Source organism: Rhodococcus sp. 05-2255-1e (assembly GCF_002259025.1).
Taxonomy (GTDB): Bacteria; Actinomycetota; Actinomycetes; order Mycobacteriales; family Mycobacteriaceae; genus Rhodococcoides; species Rhodococcoides fascians.
Window position 1 is genome coordinate 450,544 of record NZ_NOZE01000009.1, and the last position, 16,404, is coordinate 466,947.

Consider the following 16,404-nt stretch of genomic DNA (forward strand, 5'->3'; position numbering starts at 1 on the left):
ATTGGGAATAGCTGGTGCGGAATCGAGAACAAGTTCTCTATCAGGCTGCGTGTCGCGCCCCGGAAGATCGGTGCAGGAAGGTGGTGATCAGGGTGGCGACGTCGTCGAGGTGGCTTTCGAGGAGGAAGTGGCCCCCGTCCAGTAGATGAATTTCCGCGTCGGGGAGATCGCGCAGGAACGCGCGCGCACCGTCGGGTCCGAAGATCTCGTCGTTCTTGCCCCAGACAGCAAGGAGCGGGGGACGACAATCGCGAAAGTAGCGCTGCACCGCGGGATACAGGCGGACGTTGGTCGGATAGTCGGCGAACAGCCGCAGTTGGATCTCGTCGATGCCGGGGCGGGTGAGTAGCGTGTGGTCGTGGATCCAAGCGTCGGGACTCAGGAGCGTCGAATCGGAGACACCGTGGACGTACTGCCATCGGACCGCGTCCAGTTCGAGTGCTTCGCGCAGCGGAGCCGCGGTTTCCGGTGTGCGGTTATTCGCGTAGGTCCATAGAGGAGCCCAGAACGAGTCGACGAACCCTTCCTCGTAGGCATTTCCGTTCTGAGTGACGATGGCGGTGATGCGATCGGGATGGCTGAGGGCGAGACGCCATCCGACGGGTGCGCCGTAGTCCTGGGTGTAGATCGCGTACCGGTCGAGACCCAGCTGCTCGAGGAGGTGATCGGTCACCGCGGTGAGCGTGTCGAAGGTGTAGTCGAAGTTGTCGACGGATGGAGCTGACGAGTATCCGAAGCCGATGAGGTCGGGTGCGATCACGTGAAAATGCTTGCCCAACAACGGGATGAGGTGGCGGAACATGAAAGAGCTCGAGGGTGTTCCGTGCAGCAGCACGATGGTGGGATCGGCGGGATTGCCGGCCTCGCGGTAGAAGACTTCGAGTCCGTCGACGGTGGTGGTGTGGTGATGAACGGCGACCATGAATAACCCCTATAGGTAGTTGATGTGGTTACTCCCATGACGGAACCACACTGGCCGTAACCTGTCAAGCGGTCTATGATGGTTACATGGACACCGCGGAAGCACGGGCGATCGATGAGGCACTGCTGATCGACCTGCTCAACACCACCCCGGTCGTGGATGATCAGCCGATCGATCTCTTGGCGGGCGACGCCGACGGCCGAGACTGGCTGAGTGCACGCGGCGGGACCGGAAGCGCCGAGGAGCTTCGGGTGTGTCGCGCTGTGCGTGACGACCTTCAGCGGGTGGTGCGGGGTGAGGCGTCACCGTCATCGCTGAGAACGTACTTTGATGGCCTCTCGCGGGTGCCGGTGCTGACCGATGACGCGCTGGACTGGAATCTGCAGGTGGCCGGGGATCGCCGACTTGCTGCGCGAATAGTGCTGGCCTGGGCGGAGATTCGTGAGACTATTCCCGGCGCACTGCGTCCGTGTGCGAATGACGAGTGCCGCCTGTTTCTCCTGGATCGCTCCCGTGCGGGCACCGCGCGGTGGTGTTCGATGGCCACGTGTGGCAACAAGATGAAGGCCCGACGGCACCGTGCTAGGGCAGCGGGCGACTGATTGTCGCGCGCCGCAGCGGGCGCAGGGCGATCGCCCTCGTCGCGAACATTCTGCTGGCCGGCGCGGGGTGTGCCGTCTCCTGCTCGGGCGCAACACGCGAGCCCACGACCGACCGATCGTGGGCTCGTCGTGCAGGAGGTGAGAGTCGCTCTCGGGCGCTAGGACCCGAGGGCGACCAGGGCTGGGGGCGTCAGACCAGGTTCCGAATGTGGTCGCGCGTGAATTCGATGCGCTCGTCGACGCGGCCGTCGCCGACCTTGTTCACCCACTCCGGATCGGAGAGCAGCGCGCGTCCGACAGCCACCAGATCGAACTCGCCGTCCTGGAACTGGCCCGCCAGCGCGTCCAATCCCGTCACACCGGAGGCCGCGTCCTCCGACCATGCCGAGGTGAACACCGAATCGAGGCCCACGGAGCCGACGGTGATGGTCGGAACGCCGGTGAGCTTGCGCGTCCAACCGGCCAGACCGAGCTTGCCGTCCACTCCGTCCAGTTCGGGGAATGCCGGATCCCAGTGCCGCCGAGTCGAAGCATGCAGTACGTCCACGCCTGCGTCGACCAGCGGCGTGAGGACGCGATCGAGTTCGGCCGGGTTCTCTGCGAGTCGAGCGTCGAAGTGGTTGCTCTTCCACTGCGAGAAGCGGTACACGATGGCAAAGTCCTCACCCACCGCGGCGCGGATCGCAGCGACAACCTGTGCGGGGAAGCGGGTGCGGGCCTCGAGAGATCCGCCGAATTCGTCGTCACGCACATTGGTTGTTGCCCAGAGGAACTCGTCGAGGAGATAACCGTGAGCGCCGTGCAATTCCAGGCCGTCGAAGCCGGTGTTCTTCGCGTTGACGGCGGCCTGAACCCAGTGCGAGGTCAGTTCGTCGAGATCGGCGTCGGTGAAGGCGCGCCCGACCGAGGAGCCGTCGAGAGCGATGCCGGACGGGCTGACGGTGGTGACGTCGGGGAACAGGCGTGGCTCGGTGCCGCGCTCGACCCCCAGGTGCCACAGCTGGGGGATGATCGCGCTGCCCTCGGCGTGGACCGCATCGACGACGCCCTTCCATCCTTCGAGGCTGGCGTCGCCGTAGATCCTCGGTACGCGGGTGTGCGGTCCTGCGGCGGGGTCGGGGATGTACGTGCCCTCGGTGATGATGAGGCCGGTGCCGCCTGCTGCACGTTTGCGGTAGTACTCCGCCACGTCCGGGCCGGGGATGCCGTCGGGCGAGAACGCCCTGGTCATCGGGGCCATCGCGAAGCGGTTACGCAGCTTCAGCGACTTGACCTCGAACGGCTCGAAGAGCCCGGCGGTGGACAGGTGCGGTGTTGTCGTTGCAGTTTCGGTCACGCCTGCGCACAACCTGGCCGGAGTCCGAGCTATTCCCCCTCCCGGACTGTTAGCGTCGAAACATTATGAGCCAGTCGCCGCTGATATCAGCTTCCGAATTGCACGGTCTGTTCGAGATGGGTCGCGGCCCAGTGGTCCTGGACATTCGGTGGACTCTCCAAAACGGTAGCGACAGAGCAGGTTACGAGGCGGGGCACATCCCGACCGCGCAATTCGTCGACCTCGGTACGGAACTGGCGGCACCGCCGGACGATCGTGGCCGCCATCCGTTGCCCGACGCGGATACGTTCGTCGCGGCGATGCGAGGAGCCGGAGTCGGCGACGATTCCGCGGTGGTGGTCTACGACGCGGGCCCGGCAACTGCGGCTGCGCGGGCCTGGTGGTTGCTCCGCTACTTCGGTCACCGGGATGTGCGCGTCCTCGACGGCGGGTTCGCGCGATGGGTCGACGAGGGCTATTCCGTCGGTACCGAGCCCTCGATCGTGGCGGCCGGATCGTTCACGGCGCGGCCGCCGCTGGCCCGGGTCCTCGAAGTCGAGGACGTGCTCGACTTCGCACGCGAGAACGTCCTTCTCGACGCCCGCGCACCCGAGCGATTCCGCGGCGAGGTCGAGCCGATCGATCCCGTGGCCGGCCACATCCCCGGGGCGATCAACAGGCCGACGACCGACAATGTCGATTCCGACGGGCGCTTCCTGCCCCCGGAGGTACTCGACGGCGCATTCGGTGGACTCGTGCCGAAGGGAAAGGACGTCGCCGTCTACTGCGGCTCGGGCGTGACCGCTGCGCATCAGATTCTCGCACTGGAGTTGGCAGGAATCGACGCCGCGTTGTATCCCGGCTCGTGGTCGGGTTGGATCACCGATCCGACGCGGCCGAGGGCATGACACACCGGCGCTGAGCTGGAAGTTCACTCAACCAGGGTTGAACTTGAATCTGACTTCAACTATACCTGGGGAATGAAGGTTGCAGGCAAGGTCGCCATCGTCACCGGAGGTGGTGGCGGAATCGGCGGAGCCATCGCCGCCAGACTCGCCGAACACGGCGCCCGCGTCGTCGTCTCCGATGTGGACGAGTCCACGGCCCGATCCGTGGTCGACGCCATCGAGCGAGACCGGCCGGGCACAGCCGTCGCTGCCGCGGCCGACGCGTCGGACATAGGGGATATCGAGCGGCTGATCGCGGTCGCCGAAGAGTTGTTCGGTCCGGTCGATCTGTATTTCGCAAACGCCGGCATCAGCGGTGCCCCCGGGCTCGACGCCAGCGAACCGGACTGGGACCTGTCCTTCGACGTCAACGTGCGCGCACACATCCGCGCTGCGCAGCTGTTGGTGCCGGGTTGGCTCGAACGTGGTGAGGGCTACTTCGTCAGTACGGCCTCCGCAGCCGGCTTGCTCACCCAGATCGGTTCCGCGACATACGCGACGACCAAACATGCTGCGGTGGGATTCGCCGAATGGCTCAACGTTACCTACGGCAGTCGGGGCATTCGCGTCAGCTGCCTGTGCCCGATGGGCGTCAATACCAAATTGCTCTACGAAGGCCGTGAATCGGGAGATGCCTTGGGAGCGGCCGCAACTGCCGCGGTGCTGAGCGCGGGTGCTGTGCTCGAGCCGCTCGACGTCGCCGACGTGGTGCTCGACGCGATGGACCGGGAGCAGTTCCTGATCCTGCCCCACGGGAACGTACTGGACATGTACCGCAACAAAGGTGCCGATTACGACCGGTGGTTGCGCGGCATGCGCCGCTACCAGGACAGCTTGCTCGACAACCAACAGGGGAACTGAACGTGGCATTTTTCGAGACCAGCGACCGCGCAAAGAAGTACGAGTCGGATCTGTTGGAGTTCATGGACTCTCACGTCTATCCGGCGGAGGCGGTGTACGAGCAACAGATGCTCGAAGCCGGTGACCCGCACTTCCATCCCCCGATTCTCGAGGACCTGAAGAAGGAAGCGCGCGAGCGTGGACTGTGGAATCTGTTCCATCCGCACCCCGAGTGGGGCCCCGGCCTGACCAACCTCGAATACGCTCCGCTGGCCGAGATCATGGGCCGCAGCCTGCTCGCCCCCGAGGCATGCAACTGCAACGCACCCGATACCGGCAACATGGAGGTGTTCACCCTCTTCGGTACCGACGAGCACAAAGAGAAGTATCTGAAGCCGTTGCTGGACGGCAAGATTCGCTCGGCCTTCGCGATGACCGAGCCCGACGTCGCCAGTTCCGATGCCACCAACATCGCGATGAAGATGGACCGCGACGGCGACGACTTCATCCTGAACGGGCGCAAATGGTGGACGTCGAACGCGATGCACAAGAACTGCAAGGTTCTGATCGTCATGGGCAAGACCGATCCCGAGGCAGCAACGCACCGGCAGCAGTCGATGCTCGTCGTGCCCATCGATGCGCCCGGCGTCACCGTGCTGCGCAACCTGCCCGTCTTCGGCTACGTCGACCGCGAAGGACACGCCGAGGTGCTCTTCGAGGACGTGCGGGTGCCGGCGAAGGACGTGCTGAAGGGGCCGGGTGAGGGATTCGCCATCAGTCAGGCTCGGCTGGGGCCCGGCCGCATCCACCACGCGATGCGGACCATCGGTGTTGCGGAGCGAGCGCTCGAATTGCTCTGTCGCCGTGCGGTTTCACGGGTGACCTTCGGCAAGCCGGTCGCCATGCGTGCGAACATCCAGGACTGGATCGCCGAGGCGCGCATCGAGATCGAGAAGACGCGGCTGCTCACGTTCAAGGCCGCGTACCTGATGGACACCGTCGGAAACAAGGAAGCGCGCACCGAGATTGCAGCGATCAAGGTTGCTGCGCCCGAGATGGCGCTGAAGATCATCGACCGCGCCATTCAGGTGCACGGCGGAGGCGGAGTCAGCAACGACTTCCCGCTCGCCATGATGTACGCACACGTGCGGACGCTGCGGCTCGCCGACGGTCCCGACGAGGTGCACAAGATGTCCATCGCGAAGATGGAGCTGCGCAAGTACCTGTGAACGTAGCTCACCTCGGGAAGGCAAGGCTGTGCTAATTTCTGCCGATGACAAGGACCTTCCTGGGGTGCGCCTTTGCCGTCGCCACGGCCCTGACGCTGGCATCGTGCAGCAGCAACACCGCTGACGACGCCGACTCCGACACGCGCAGCGTCACCGTCGACACACTCGCCGGACCCACGCAGATCACGGGAACGCCACAGCGCATCGTCGCATTCGGGCAGCAGTGGGTGGACGCGCTGCTCGAATTCGACGTGCAACCCGTCGGGTATGTATCCGCCGGATCGAACGGCGACGAACGCGGGCTCTACCCCTGGCAATCCGCAGTGGGTACGGATGCCCAGATGCTCGACTCGGCCGCCGTCGATCAGATGGGGGCTTCGGTGCCGACCGAGCAGATTGCGGCGCTACAGCCCGACCTGATCCTGCTGTCGGGGATACCGTCGATAGAGCCGTACAAGAGCTTGTCCGATGTCGCGCCCACGATATTTCCGAAGGCGGAGAAGGTCGAGACGTGGGAATCGCAGATCGAGACGCTCGGGCGGGTGCTCGATCGCGAGGACGATGCACAGAGCATCATCGACGAGGGGCATGCCGTAACCGATGGCATCCGTCAGCAGTACCCGGCGCTCGACGGTAAGTCGGCTGTGTTGTCGCAGTTCGTTTTCGACAGTCAGCAGCTTGCGGTCGTCGCCGACCCGGAGGACGGTGCCGCGAAGGTCTTCGACAGCATCGGACTCGACGTCCCGCAGGATTTGGTGAACTCGCCCGACATCTCTCACGGCCGGATCGTGCTGAGCCCCGAACGGCTGGACGTTCTCACCGCAGACCTCGTGGTCATTCTCCCCAACGGCGGCACGCGCGAAGACCTCGAACAACTTCCGGGGTTCACCAGCCTGCCCGCGGCGACCGGCGGCGGAGTTGCCGTCGTCGACTACGCGACGGTGGTGGGATTCAATACACCATCGAAAGCGTCGGTCGAGTTCTCGCTGAACGAGATTCGTCCGCAGCTCGAGGCTGTGGGTACCTAACTCTTGGGTGACCAGGACGGGTCGCGTCCGATGAGGCCATCAACCTGTCCTGGGCGGATGCGTTGTCGTCGACGTCGACGGCGGGGCCGAACTGCCCGCTCTCGCGGAGCACGCGGTCCATCGGTTTCATGGCGATCAGCGCTGCGGCGCAACGCTCTTCGCCGAGATCGGGTTCGCGTCCCAGGGCTTTGGCCAAGTCCCAGGTGTGCATCCACACATCGGCGGTATAGAACCGGTCGATCGCGTCTTCGACCGGCATGTCGCCGATGTGCGGATTGCTCAGGATGCGGCCTGCGGGGGCGTCGAGGATGGCTTGGATGTCGGCGACGTGTCGCGCCCACGCGGCGGCAGGATCGCGCGCCACGTCGAGTTCGGTGAGCTCGACACCCTCGACACCGCCGAGGAAACCACGTGACCAACCGACGAGGTGTTCGACGACACCCAGCGCGTTCCACTCCGGTACCGGACTGGGCCGAGACCACGCGTCCCCGGAAACGGATTCGACCAACGTCGTGAACGCGGCGGCGTCCCGTGCATGCTGTGCAGCCGGTCCCGTCAACAGTGCATCGAGTTTCTCGTAGCCCTCCCTGACTCCGACATCCATTCCGCTGGAGAGCATCCCGTCTCGGGTTGCGAAGTCGGACAGCACGCTCAGCACCCTCAATCGCGTGCCGCCGTCGTCGCGGGCCTCGAAAGCCATTGTCTCGAGGGCGACCGAATCCGGATCGCCTTCGTAGGTGAAGGTCCACACGATCCGCTCGTTCGCGCGAACCTCGTGGAAGCTGCCGAAGAACGACGCGATCTCTTCGCCGTCGCGGTCGTTCGCGAACGACCATGCACCGCCGGTTCGCGCGTCCCACGCGATGATTCGCGTCGTCACCGACCGTGGGCCCACCCACTGCCGATACAGATCGGGGTCGACGTGTGCGCGGAACACCTGCTCGGGCGACGCGTCGAACTGCCGGATGATCTCGATTGTGGGTACTTTGTCGTCCGCTACTATCTCGGTTTCGTGCTCGGTCATGACACGTCCTTCTGAGAGTCGTCTTGTGTTACAACGTGATCCAGCAGGTCGTCGAGTCGGCGGTAGCGCTGTTCGGCCTCCTGGCGATAGCGCTCGATCCACTTCGCCATCAGGCCGAACACCTCCGCATCCAAGTGCACCGGTCTGCGCTGGGCGTCTTTGCTGCGCGTCACCAGCCCGGCGTCCTCGAGCACCTTCACGTGCTTGGAGACTGCCTGCAGGCTCATGTCGTACGGCTCGGCCAGTTCGCTGACGTTGGCGTCGGCACCCGCAAGCCGAGCAACCATGTCGCGCCGGGTGGGGTCCGCCAACGCTGCAAAGGTTCGATTGAGCTGCTCGATCCGGTCGTCCATGGTCACCCACCTCCTCGAATGCAGTAAAGATATGCCCCTCGAGCTGTGTAGTCAACCAATTGGTTTACAAGGATCGCAGAAGGGTTGACAGCCTGCTGTCGTGCGTGCAATATTGACAGCATCCTGTCAATCGACGTGAGGACCGTTCCGTGATCACCGTTGCGCTGTATGCCACCGACACCATGGCCGATTGGGAGTACGGCTACCTCATCGCCGGGCTCGCGATGGCCCGCGAGCAGAATCCCGACGCCAACCGGTTGCTCGTCGCATCGGAGTCGGGGGAGGCGGTGACGACGATGGGCGGCCTGAGGATTACCCCCGACGTTGCGTTGGCCGATCTTCCGCCCGTCGACGCGCTGATCCTGCCCGGTGCCGGCACGTGGGACTCCGCCAACGAGGCAGCGTTGGAGCTGGCCGCCGAACTCGTGGCGGCGGGCACTCCGGTCGCGGCAATCTGCGGGGCAACCTACGGGCTTGCTCGGACCGGCCTGCTCGACGGCCGGCCACATACCTCGAATGCCGCCGAATTCCTCACTCCGGCTGCGAAATACCGCGGAGCGGAGCATTACCGTGAGGAGAAGGCAGTGTCCGACGGCACCGTCATCACCGCGGGAGCGACCGCACCGATCGAGTTCGCCAAGCTGGTGTTCGAGCGCCTGGACGTGTTCCCGCAGCCCATCATCGACGCTTGGTACGGGCTCTACACGACGGGGGAGCGCAGATTCTACGACCAGCTCACGGGCGCATGAGCGGACGAACGCCGGAGGGGGATGCGCTCACCGAGGTGGTCCTGCCGGTCTTCGAGCTCAACGGCGAATTCCTCGCTGCCGCACAGGACATCACCGAACCGACAGGATTGACGCCGGCCTGGTGGCAGGTTCTCGGGGCCACTCTCGACGAGCCGCTCTCGGTGGCCGATATTGCGCGACGCGTCGGTCTGGGTTTGGCGCGGCAAAGTGTGCAACGAACCGCAAACCTGTTGGTGGACAGGGGCTGGGCCGTCTACAGCGAAAACCCGAACCACAAGCGAGCGAAGCTCCTCGAGCCCACCCCGAAGGGGCGCGAGACCGTAGCCGCTCTGCGAGATGCTCAACACGCGTGGTCGGACGCGGTGGGCGCCGCGGTGGGTGAGGACGAATTGCGTGCTTTTGCACAGACTTTGGAGAAGATTGTTGCGGCATCCCGCGCCTACCGTGGTGGCCGTGCATAATTCGGGGATGTCAGCACTCGCGATCGTTCTTTCCGGACTCCTGGCCGGTTTGCTCTCGCAATCCGACGGGGTCGATATCTTCGGCGACACCAGCGTCGGGGGTGTGGTGTTCTCCAGCGGCGGAGGGGGAGTCGCCGTAGCAGTGATTCTGGCGTCGGGTCTGGCTATGCTCGTCCGTCGGCGCAATATTCTGGCAGGCCTGTCCATCGCTGCGGCCATTGGCGCCGGGGTGACGGCCCTGATGATGCCCTCCGACCTCGCCGAGGTGGTGGCAGGCGGAGTTCTGTTGGGATGCACTGCAGTACGGGCGAACGGTGTACGAGCTCGGCAAGCACTGTTGATCGGGTCGTTCCTCGTCGGACTACTCAGTGCAGGCGCGGTCGAGGCCTTGCAGCATCCGAGTATCCCGCGTCGCTACGCCGACTACCTCACCGAATCCGATATCGGCCCACCGGTGGTCGTTCCGGTGCTGTGCGTGCTCGTCGTAATTGCAGTGGCCTCGGCAGCTCTTGTCGACCGCAGCGACGACCATGCGCCACCGGAACGGAGCATCCGACCGATCGGGGCGATACTACTGATCTCGATCGGTGGCTTGCTGCTCAATATGTTGTTCGTGCAGATGCTGTTTCGAGCTGAAGACGGCTTCGGTGGAAGCTGGTACTTCGGCCTCGTCGTCGTACCAGTGTTGTTCGGTGCTGCCGCTCTGCTACCGGGTCGCGGAGGCATTCTTGTGCTCGCCGGGACAGCCGTGTTGCTCACCTCGACCACCACCGCTGGGGTGGGCGTCGATGTGTCGGACGGTATCTGGGTGCTCGGGCTCGTGGCAATCACGGCAGTTGCGGTGACAGTGGGCGCGGCACTCGGGCTGCGCTGGGGTCGACCGATCGTCGGATTCGCGACCCTGGCAGTGGTGTGTACGACCGCGCTGTTCGAGCGGTCCCCATGGGACAACGTGCACTACGCGGCGAGTCTGGTGATCTTCCCGGCCGCTGCGGCCTACCTGTACGTTGCGTGCACGCCGGCTACTACCACTCCCTCGACCCCCACGCCCTTGACCATCGGCCTCGCGGTACCGGTGGCGATCACGGTGCCGATGGTCGTCACCTACGGCTGGACTGCGTACACGCCGCTCACATCCGCCCTCCACCACTCCACGTGGCCCAGCATGGAACTGTGGCTCTCCACGGGCGCGGCAGTGGTAGCGGTGGTCCTTGCGGGCGTCGGGACGCGGTTCCTCGGCCGTCGGCCACTTGTGAATTGATCACCGGAGTACCGTTTTCTTACATGGCTTACAGATACCTTGGAAACAGTGGACTGAAGATTTCGGAGATCACGTACGGCAATTGGTTGACCCATGGTTCGCAGGTGGAGAACGACATCGCGACCCAGTGCGTGCGTGCGGCTCTCGATGCAGGCATCACCACATTCGATACCGCCGATGTCTACGCCAACGGGGCTGCGGAAACGGTCCTCGGTGACGCGTTGAAGGGCGAGCGTCGCGAATCGCTGGAGATCTTCACCAAGGTCTACTTCCCCGTCGGACCCAAGGGCCCCAACGACACCGGTCTGTCCCGCAAACACATCCTCGAAGGCATCGACGCGTCGCTGCGTCGGCTCGGTACCGACTACGTCGATCTCTACCAGGCCCACCGCTACGACGTCGAGACCCCGCTCGAAGAGACCATCGCCGCGTTCGGCGACGTCGTCCGTCAGGGCAAGGCCCTCTACATCGGCGTCTCGGAGTGGACGGCAGATCAGCTCCGCGCCGGCCAGGAACTGGCACGGCAGAACGGGTTCTCGATCATCTCGAACCAGCCGCAGTACTCTGCCCTGTGGCGCGTCATCGAGGATCAGGTGATCCCGGCGTCCAAGGAACTCGGCATCTCGCAGATCGTCTGGTCGCCCATCGCTCAGGGCGTTCTCACCGGCAAGTACCTACCCGGACAACCGCTGCCCGACGGTTCGCGCGCCAAGGACGACAAGGGCGGCGACAAGATGATCGCGCGCTACCTCGACGATCAGACGCTCACCCGGGTGCAGGCACTCAAACCGATCGCCGACGATCTCGGAATCACCATGGCGCAGTTGGCTGTTGCTTGGGTTCTGGCCAACGACAACATTTCCGCCGCGCTGGTCGGGGCATCGCGTCCCGAGCAGATCGCCGAGAACATCAAGGCGTCCGAGATCACCCTGGACGCGGATGTACTGGCCAAGATCGACGAAGCCCTCGGCGATTCGGTCGAGCGCGATGCGGGTAAGACCGGATCCCCGGAAGCCCGGTTGGTCTAGAAATTCGTCGACCGGTCCACGTTTGACGGGGCGGAGCTGCGGTACTCGGCGTTAATGTGGACCATGCGCTCACCACTCCGTAATCGCAGCACCGCCCCGGCTCCCGCATCCCCAGCCCGGGTGGTGGTGGTCGGCGGCGGGTTCGGTGGCTTCTACGCACTGCGCAAGATGCAGAAGCTGTTGGGCCCGGACCGCGCCTCGTTCACCCTGGTCGCACCCAACGACTACCTGCTCTACAGTCCGCTGCTGCCCGAAGTCGCCACCGGTGTGCTGGACCCCAGAGACATCGCGGTGTCGACGCGGCAGACGTTGCGGCGCACCAGGTTGGTGCTGGGGCACGTCACGTCCGTCGACTTCGAGAATCGACGCGTTCGCGTCGCCGGTCCCGACGGTGATTCGGAACTGGCCTGGGACAAGCTGATTCTGGCCCCGGGTTCGGTGACGAGGCAGTTCGACATCCCCGGTGTCGCCGAGCACGCACACGGTCTCAAGACCCTGAGCGAAGCGGTGTTCATTCGCAACCACGTGTTGAAGCAGTTGGATGCAGCCGACGAACTGCCCGACACGCCGGAGGGCCGCGCCGAACGCAAGGAACGGCTCACCGTCGTCGCTGTGGGAGCCGGCTATACGGGCACCGAATTCGTTGCGCAGATGCAGAATTGGATTCGCGGTATCGCTACCCGGTGGGCGACGGTCGACCCGTCGGACATCCGGTGGTTGCTCATCGACCTCGCGCCGGCGGTGCTGCCGGAACTGGGCGAGCGACTCGGCAAGGAAGCAATGGAAGTCCTCGCCGCTCGCGGCGTCGAGGTGCGTCTCGGGGTGTCGGTGGAATCGGCCACGGCGAACGCAGTGACGCTGACGGACGGCGACGTCGTACCGACACGCACCCTGGTGTGGGGAGCGGGCGTGGCTGCGAGCCCCCTCATCGCGCAACTCGACCTGCCGACCGAAAAGGGGCGGCTTGTGGTCAACCCCGACCTCACGGTCCCCGGCGTGGACGACGTCTGGGCCATCGGTGACGCGGCCGCGGTGCCCGATATCGCCGCCGACCCGTCGAAGCCGACGCCGCCCACCGCGCAGCACGCTCAGCGGCAGGGCACAGCGGTGGCCAAGAACGTCGCCGCGTCCCTCGGTGTCGGCACTGCTCGACCGTACCGACACAAGGATCTGGGACTGGTCGCCGACCTGGGCGGATTCGACGGTGTGGCAAAGCCTTTGGGTGTGCCCCTCACCGGAGCCGTCGCGAAGTTCGTCGCCCGTGGTTATCACCTCTATGCCCTGCCCACCGCCTCCGCCCGGGTGCGCGTGGCCACCGATTGGCTGTACTCGACGGTGCTGTCCACCCGCGTGGTCAACCTCGATCAGGTGCGCTCCGAGGATGCGTTGATCGCCAAGGCGCAGGGGACCGGCGTGTACGACTAGGCAGCCATGTGCGCGGAAACTCGTAGCCCACTACGAGTTTCCGCGCACGACCGTCACCGAAGGTGATGCACCTCCTGCAGCCCGTAGACCGGGGTGTCGATGCCCTCGTAACGCGCCTTGATCTGTAGCGCCAAGTACAGCGAATAGTGGCGTGACTGATGCAGATTGCCGCCGTGGAACCAGAAGTTCTCCTGCTGCGTCGGCTTCCACATGTTTCGCTGTTCGCCCTCCCACGGACCGGGATCCTTGGTGGTGTCCGAGCCCAGGCCCCAGCACTTGCCCACCTTGTCGGCGGTCTCCTGGTCGATGAGATCGGCGACCCAGCCGTTCATCGAGCCGTAGCCGGTGGCGTAGACGATGAGGTCCGCCGGTAGTTCGGTCCCGTCCTCGAGTACGACGCCGGTCTTGCTGATCCGCTCCACCTGTCCGGCAACGAGTTTGATCTTGCCGTCCGCGACCAGCTCGGACGCGCCGACGTCGATGTAGTAGCCCGAGCCGCGGCGCAGGTACTTCATGAACAGGCCGGAACCGTCGTCACCGAAATCGTGCTGGAAGCCCGCCTTCTCGAGGCGATCGTAGAAATCCTTGTCCTGCTCCGCGATCTGCTGATACACCGGGATCTGGAACTCGTGCATGATCCGGTACGGCAGCGACGCGAACGTGAGATCAGCTTTGGCCGTGGTCATTCCGGACTCCACCGCGCGCTCCGAGTACAGATCACCGAGGGCGATCTCGCACAACGAGTCCGACTTGACGATGTGCGTGGACGAGCGCTGCAGCATCGTGACGTCGACGCCCGTCTCGTACAGCGCCTTGCAGATGTCGTGCGCCGAGTTGTTGGAACCGACGACCACCACGCGCTTGCCGACATAGGCGTCGGGACCGGGGTGTTCGCTGGAATGGTGCTGCTCGCCCTCGAATTCGTCCATGCCGGGGAAGTTCGGCACGTTCTTCTTGCCGGACATCCCGGTGGCCATCACCAACTGCTTGGGCCGCAGGATCACTTCCTCGCCGTCACGGTCGACGACGACGGTCCACTCCTTCGCGGTCTCGTCGTAGGTCGCGGACTTCGCGGTCGTCTTGCTCCAGTACGGAACCTCCATGACCTTGGTGTACATCTCGAGCCAGTCGCCGATCTTGTCCTTCGGCGCGAACACCGGCCAGTTCGGCGGGAACGGCAGGTAGGGCAGATGGTCGTACCAGACCGGGTCGTGCAGGCACAGTGACTTGTATCGGCCACGCCACTGATCTCCGGGGCGCTCGGCGCGGTCGACGACGATCGCCGGGACGCCGAGTTGACGGAACCGAGCACCGAGAGCGATGCCGCCCTGCCCGCCGCCGACGACGAGGACGTACGGCTGCACGCTGTAGCCGAGCTCCTTCTCTTCCATCTCCTTCTTCTCGGCCCAGTTCTGGGTGTCGGCATTCGAGCCGTGCACGGCACCCTTGATGCGGGACTTGCCCTGCCGCTCCTCGTATCCCTTGAGTTCCTGCATCGTCGTCAGCAGCGTCCACGCCACGTCGTCACCGGTCTCGGCGTCCGTCGTCAAACGCAGATGTCCCTTGCCGCGGCTCGTCGCCGTCTCGAATGCGATCCACGCCGAGACGACGCCGTCTGCTTCGTCGGGGGTCTCGGTGGTGTGAAATCCCGTCGGGTCGGTATCGGCGAGCCTTTCACCGAGCATGTCGGCGACGCCGTCCCGGCCCTCGACCGTCTTGAGGTTCCAGGTGAACGTGACGAGATCACGCCAGAAGCTGCTGACGGCGAACATGCCGGCAACACGAGAAATGTCCCGGGCGACCAGGGCGTCCTCGAACTTCGACAACCAGGCGTCGACCCGTTCCTGCGGGGTGTGCGTGCGGGTGATCGAGTCGGGCTCGATGGTCTGGGTCATAAAAACTCCTTGCGATGAAGAGGTGCTCGTTCTGTGACCCAGCACACTCTCTTCAGGCGGTCGGGTCGAGAGTTGCAATGCGTTGCAGCGGCTCATGCCGGTGACAGTTTCTTCAACCCCAACGACTGGAATCCGACGACGTAGATCAATGTCCACAGCACCAGCCAGTCGACGAAGCCCAGTGCGTTGCCGGAGATCCCGGCAGCGACGACGGGCTCGTGAAGCATGTGCTCGGCAAGAACGTAGTAGTAGGCCAGGAACGTGCCGATGGCCAGCGCGAAAGTCAGTACTGCGCGTCCCGCCGCCGGGAAGCGATTACCGAAGCCGTTCGCCCAAAAGATCATCCAGAATGCCCAGCAGACTCCGATCTGTGCCGGGAACTGGTTGATCACCGTACCGAGTTCTGCGGTGGCTTCCGAGCCGACGAGTAGCTTCGCGAGCGGAACCATCAGGAAGTAGATCGCGGTGCCGAGCACCGCGTTGCCGACGGTGGCCGCCAGTGCGGTCCGTCCGCCGCCGCCGGCCAATTTCCAGGGCCAGTTGTCGAGGGTCTGGCCGGTCAGGATCACCGAGACGACGATCGAGTAGAACCAGCCGAGTGCGGTGTCCACGGACATCAGGGGATCGGTGGCCGAGAGCGAGACCGACGGCAGTCCGAACACGAAGTACAACGCGAGGGTCGGGACGGCGACGAATGCGATCTCGCACAGCCCGATCAGCGGTTGCTTCATGCGCAGCACGGTCCACGGCCAGTGTTGCCAGTTGAGGACCACCATGACCCAGGTGCCGAATCCGAACAGCACGAACAGCGCTCCGGCGAAGTAGCCCAGTCCACCCTCCCGAGTGCCAGCGAAATCCGGATACAGCGCCCCGAGGCCGCTGCCGAGGATCCAGGTGACGGCAACGGCGAACACCGCCGTCGAAGTCAGGATCGCGAGCCCGCGCATCGGTTGCTTCAGAGAGTCGAATCCGGCGAATTCACAATCGAATCCGATGAACACGATGAAGAGAATGGCCCAGAACAGCGCGGCGTTGAACGGCAGGGGATAGAAGTTCCAGGGACTGGTGGTGGGATCGGCCAACAGATACCAGGTAGCCAGCGATACGGCCGTGACCACGGCGAGGTTGGCCAGTCCGAATATGAGCCAGTTGCCCTGTGCTGACGCCGTTTTCGGCTCGTCGAGGGGTCGGTCTGCGGTTGCGGTCATGGGGTCTCTTCTCGGTGGGGGCGACAGGGTCGCCGTCACTATGAGCTGAATCACAGACCACCGTCAGGGTTGCGGGAGGTTGCAGTGCGGCCGATTCGATGCAACGCACTGCAACCC

16 protein-coding genes are annotated in these 16,404 nt (G+C 64.6%); 10 read left to right on the forward strand and 6 right to left on the reverse strand.

Annotated features, from left to right (window positions below):
* Window positions 1-40: 40 nt before the first annotated feature.
* Window positions 41-922 (reverse strand): alpha/beta fold hydrolase, encoded by an 882-nt coding sequence (locus CH262_RS05455; RefSeq protein WP_094664850.1) that lies wholly within the window; start codon window positions 920-922, stop codon window positions 41-43.
* An 86-nt stretch (window positions 923-1,008) separates the two neighbouring features.
* Here CH262_RS05455 and CH262_RS05460 point away from each other — a divergent pair, with 86 nt between their 5' ends.
* The gene (locus CH262_RS05460; protein ID WP_094717178.1) at window positions 1,009-1,524 is read left to right on the forward strand and encodes a CGNR zinc finger domain-containing protein; all 516 of its coding nucleotides are present in this window, start codon (window positions 1,009-1,011) and stop codon (window positions 1,522-1,524) included.
* Between the two features lie 190 nt (window positions 1,525-1,714).
* Here the strand turns inward: CH262_RS05460 and CH262_RS05465 are convergent, their stop codons facing one another.
* Window positions 1,715-2,860 (reverse strand): NADH:flavin oxidoreductase, encoded by a 1,146-nt coding sequence (locus CH262_RS05465; RefSeq protein ID WP_027494415.1) that lies wholly within the window; start codon window positions 2,858-2,860, stop codon window positions 1,715-1,717.
* 65 nt (window positions 2,861-2,925) lie between these two features.
* Between CH262_RS05465 and CH262_RS05470 the strand changes: the two genes are divergently transcribed.
* The 4 genes from CH262_RS05470 to CH262_RS05485 all read left to right on the forward strand — a co-directional run bounded on the left by CH262_RS05470 (window position 2,926) and on the right by CH262_RS05485 (window position 6,883).
* Window positions 2,926-3,747: a sulfurtransferase gene (locus CH262_RS05470; RefSeq protein ID WP_094717179.1), complete on the forward strand. Its 822-nt coding sequence runs from the start codon at window positions 2,926-2,928 to the stop codon at window positions 3,745-3,747.
* 72 nt (window positions 3,748-3,819) lie between these two features.
* Entirely contained in the window at window positions 3,820-4,647 is an 828-nt protein-coding gene (locus CH262_RS05475) for an SDR family oxidoreductase (protein ID WP_094717180.1), read from the forward strand.
* 62 nt (window positions 4,648-4,709) lie between these two features.
* Window positions 4,710-5,855, forward strand: coding sequence for an acyl-CoA dehydrogenase family protein (locus CH262_RS05480; RefSeq protein ID WP_373453770.1), 1,146 nt, complete (start codon window positions 4,710-4,712; stop codon window positions 5,853-5,855).
* Window positions 5,856-5,899: 44 nt separating this feature from the next.
* Entirely contained in the window at window positions 5,900-6,883 is a 984-nt protein-coding gene (locus tag CH262_RS05485) for an ABC transporter substrate-binding protein (protein WP_094717182.1), read from the forward strand.
* On the opposite strand, the gene CH262_RS28340 is transcribed toward CH262_RS05485, so the two are convergent.
* Together CH262_RS28340 and CH262_RS05495 are read right to left on the reverse strand one after the other, a co-directional pair.
* Window positions 6,807-7,907 (reverse strand): TIGR03086 family metal-binding protein, encoded by a 1,101-nt coding sequence (locus CH262_RS28340; protein WP_094717183.1) that lies wholly within the window; start codon window positions 7,905-7,907, stop codon window positions 6,807-6,809. The two genes, CH262_RS05485 and CH262_RS28340, sit on opposite strands and share 77 nt — an antisense overlap.
* Window positions 7,904-8,260 carry an ArsR/SmtB family transcription factor gene (locus CH262_RS05495; RefSeq protein WP_032364507.1) on the reverse strand — a complete coding sequence of 119 codons (357 nt, stop codon included), beginning with the start codon at window positions 8,258-8,260 and terminating at the stop codon, window positions 7,904-7,906. The genes CH262_RS28340 and CH262_RS05495 overlap by 4 nt, the downstream gene beginning before the upstream one ends.
* A 149-nt stretch (window positions 8,261-8,409) precedes the next feature.
* Here CH262_RS05495 and CH262_RS05500 point away from each other — a divergent pair, with 149 nt between their 5' ends.
* The 5 genes from CH262_RS05500 to CH262_RS05520 all read left to right on the forward strand — a co-directional run bounded on the left by CH262_RS05500 (window position 8,410) and on the right by CH262_RS05520 (window position 13,184).
* The gene (locus tag CH262_RS05500) at window positions 8,410-9,009 is read left to right on the forward strand and encodes a DJ-1/PfpI family protein (RefSeq protein WP_094717184.1); all 600 of its coding nucleotides are present in this window, start codon (window positions 8,410-8,412) and stop codon (window positions 9,007-9,009) included.
* Window positions 9,006-9,470: a MarR family winged helix-turn-helix transcriptional regulator gene (locus CH262_RS05505; RefSeq protein ID WP_094717185.1), complete on the forward strand. Its 465-nt coding sequence runs from the start codon at window positions 9,006-9,008 to the stop codon at window positions 9,468-9,470. Before CH262_RS05500 ends, CH262_RS05505 begins: the two co-directional genes overlap by 4 nt.
* 7 nt (window positions 9,471-9,477) lie before the next feature.
* On the forward strand, window positions 9,478-10,731 hold the full coding sequence (locus CH262_RS05510) for a hypothetical protein (protein ID WP_094717186.1): 1,254 nt from the start codon (window positions 9,478-9,480) through the stop codon (window positions 10,729-10,731).
* Between the two features lie 23 nt (window positions 10,732-10,754).
* A complete protein-coding gene (locus tag CH262_RS05515; RefSeq protein ID WP_094717187.1) occupies window positions 10,755-11,759 on the forward strand; it encodes an aldo/keto reductase family protein in 1,005 nt (334 codons plus the stop codon).
* A gap of 63 nt (window positions 11,760-11,822) precedes the next feature.
* Window positions 11,823-13,184, forward strand: a complete 1,362-nt coding sequence (locus CH262_RS05520; protein ID WP_045841641.1) for an NAD(P)/FAD-dependent oxidoreductase — start codon at window positions 11,823-11,825, stop codon at window positions 13,182-13,184.
* A gap of 53 nt (window positions 13,185-13,237) precedes the next feature.
* Here CH262_RS05520 and CH262_RS05525 read toward each other — a convergent pair whose 3' ends face one another.
* Both CH262_RS05525 and CH262_RS05530 read right to left on the reverse strand, forming a co-directional pair.
* Window positions 13,238-15,079 carry a flavin-containing monooxygenase gene (locus CH262_RS05525; protein ID WP_094717188.1) on the reverse strand — a complete coding sequence of 614 codons (1,842 nt, stop codon included), beginning with the start codon at window positions 15,077-15,079 and terminating at the stop codon, window positions 13,238-13,240.
* A 92-nt stretch (window positions 15,080-15,171) separates the two neighbouring features.
* Window positions 15,172-16,287, reverse strand: coding sequence for a hypothetical protein (locus CH262_RS05530; protein ID WP_094717189.1), 1,116 nt, complete (start codon window positions 16,285-16,287; stop codon window positions 15,172-15,174).
* Between the last annotated feature and the right edge of the window lie 117 nt (window positions 16,288-16,404).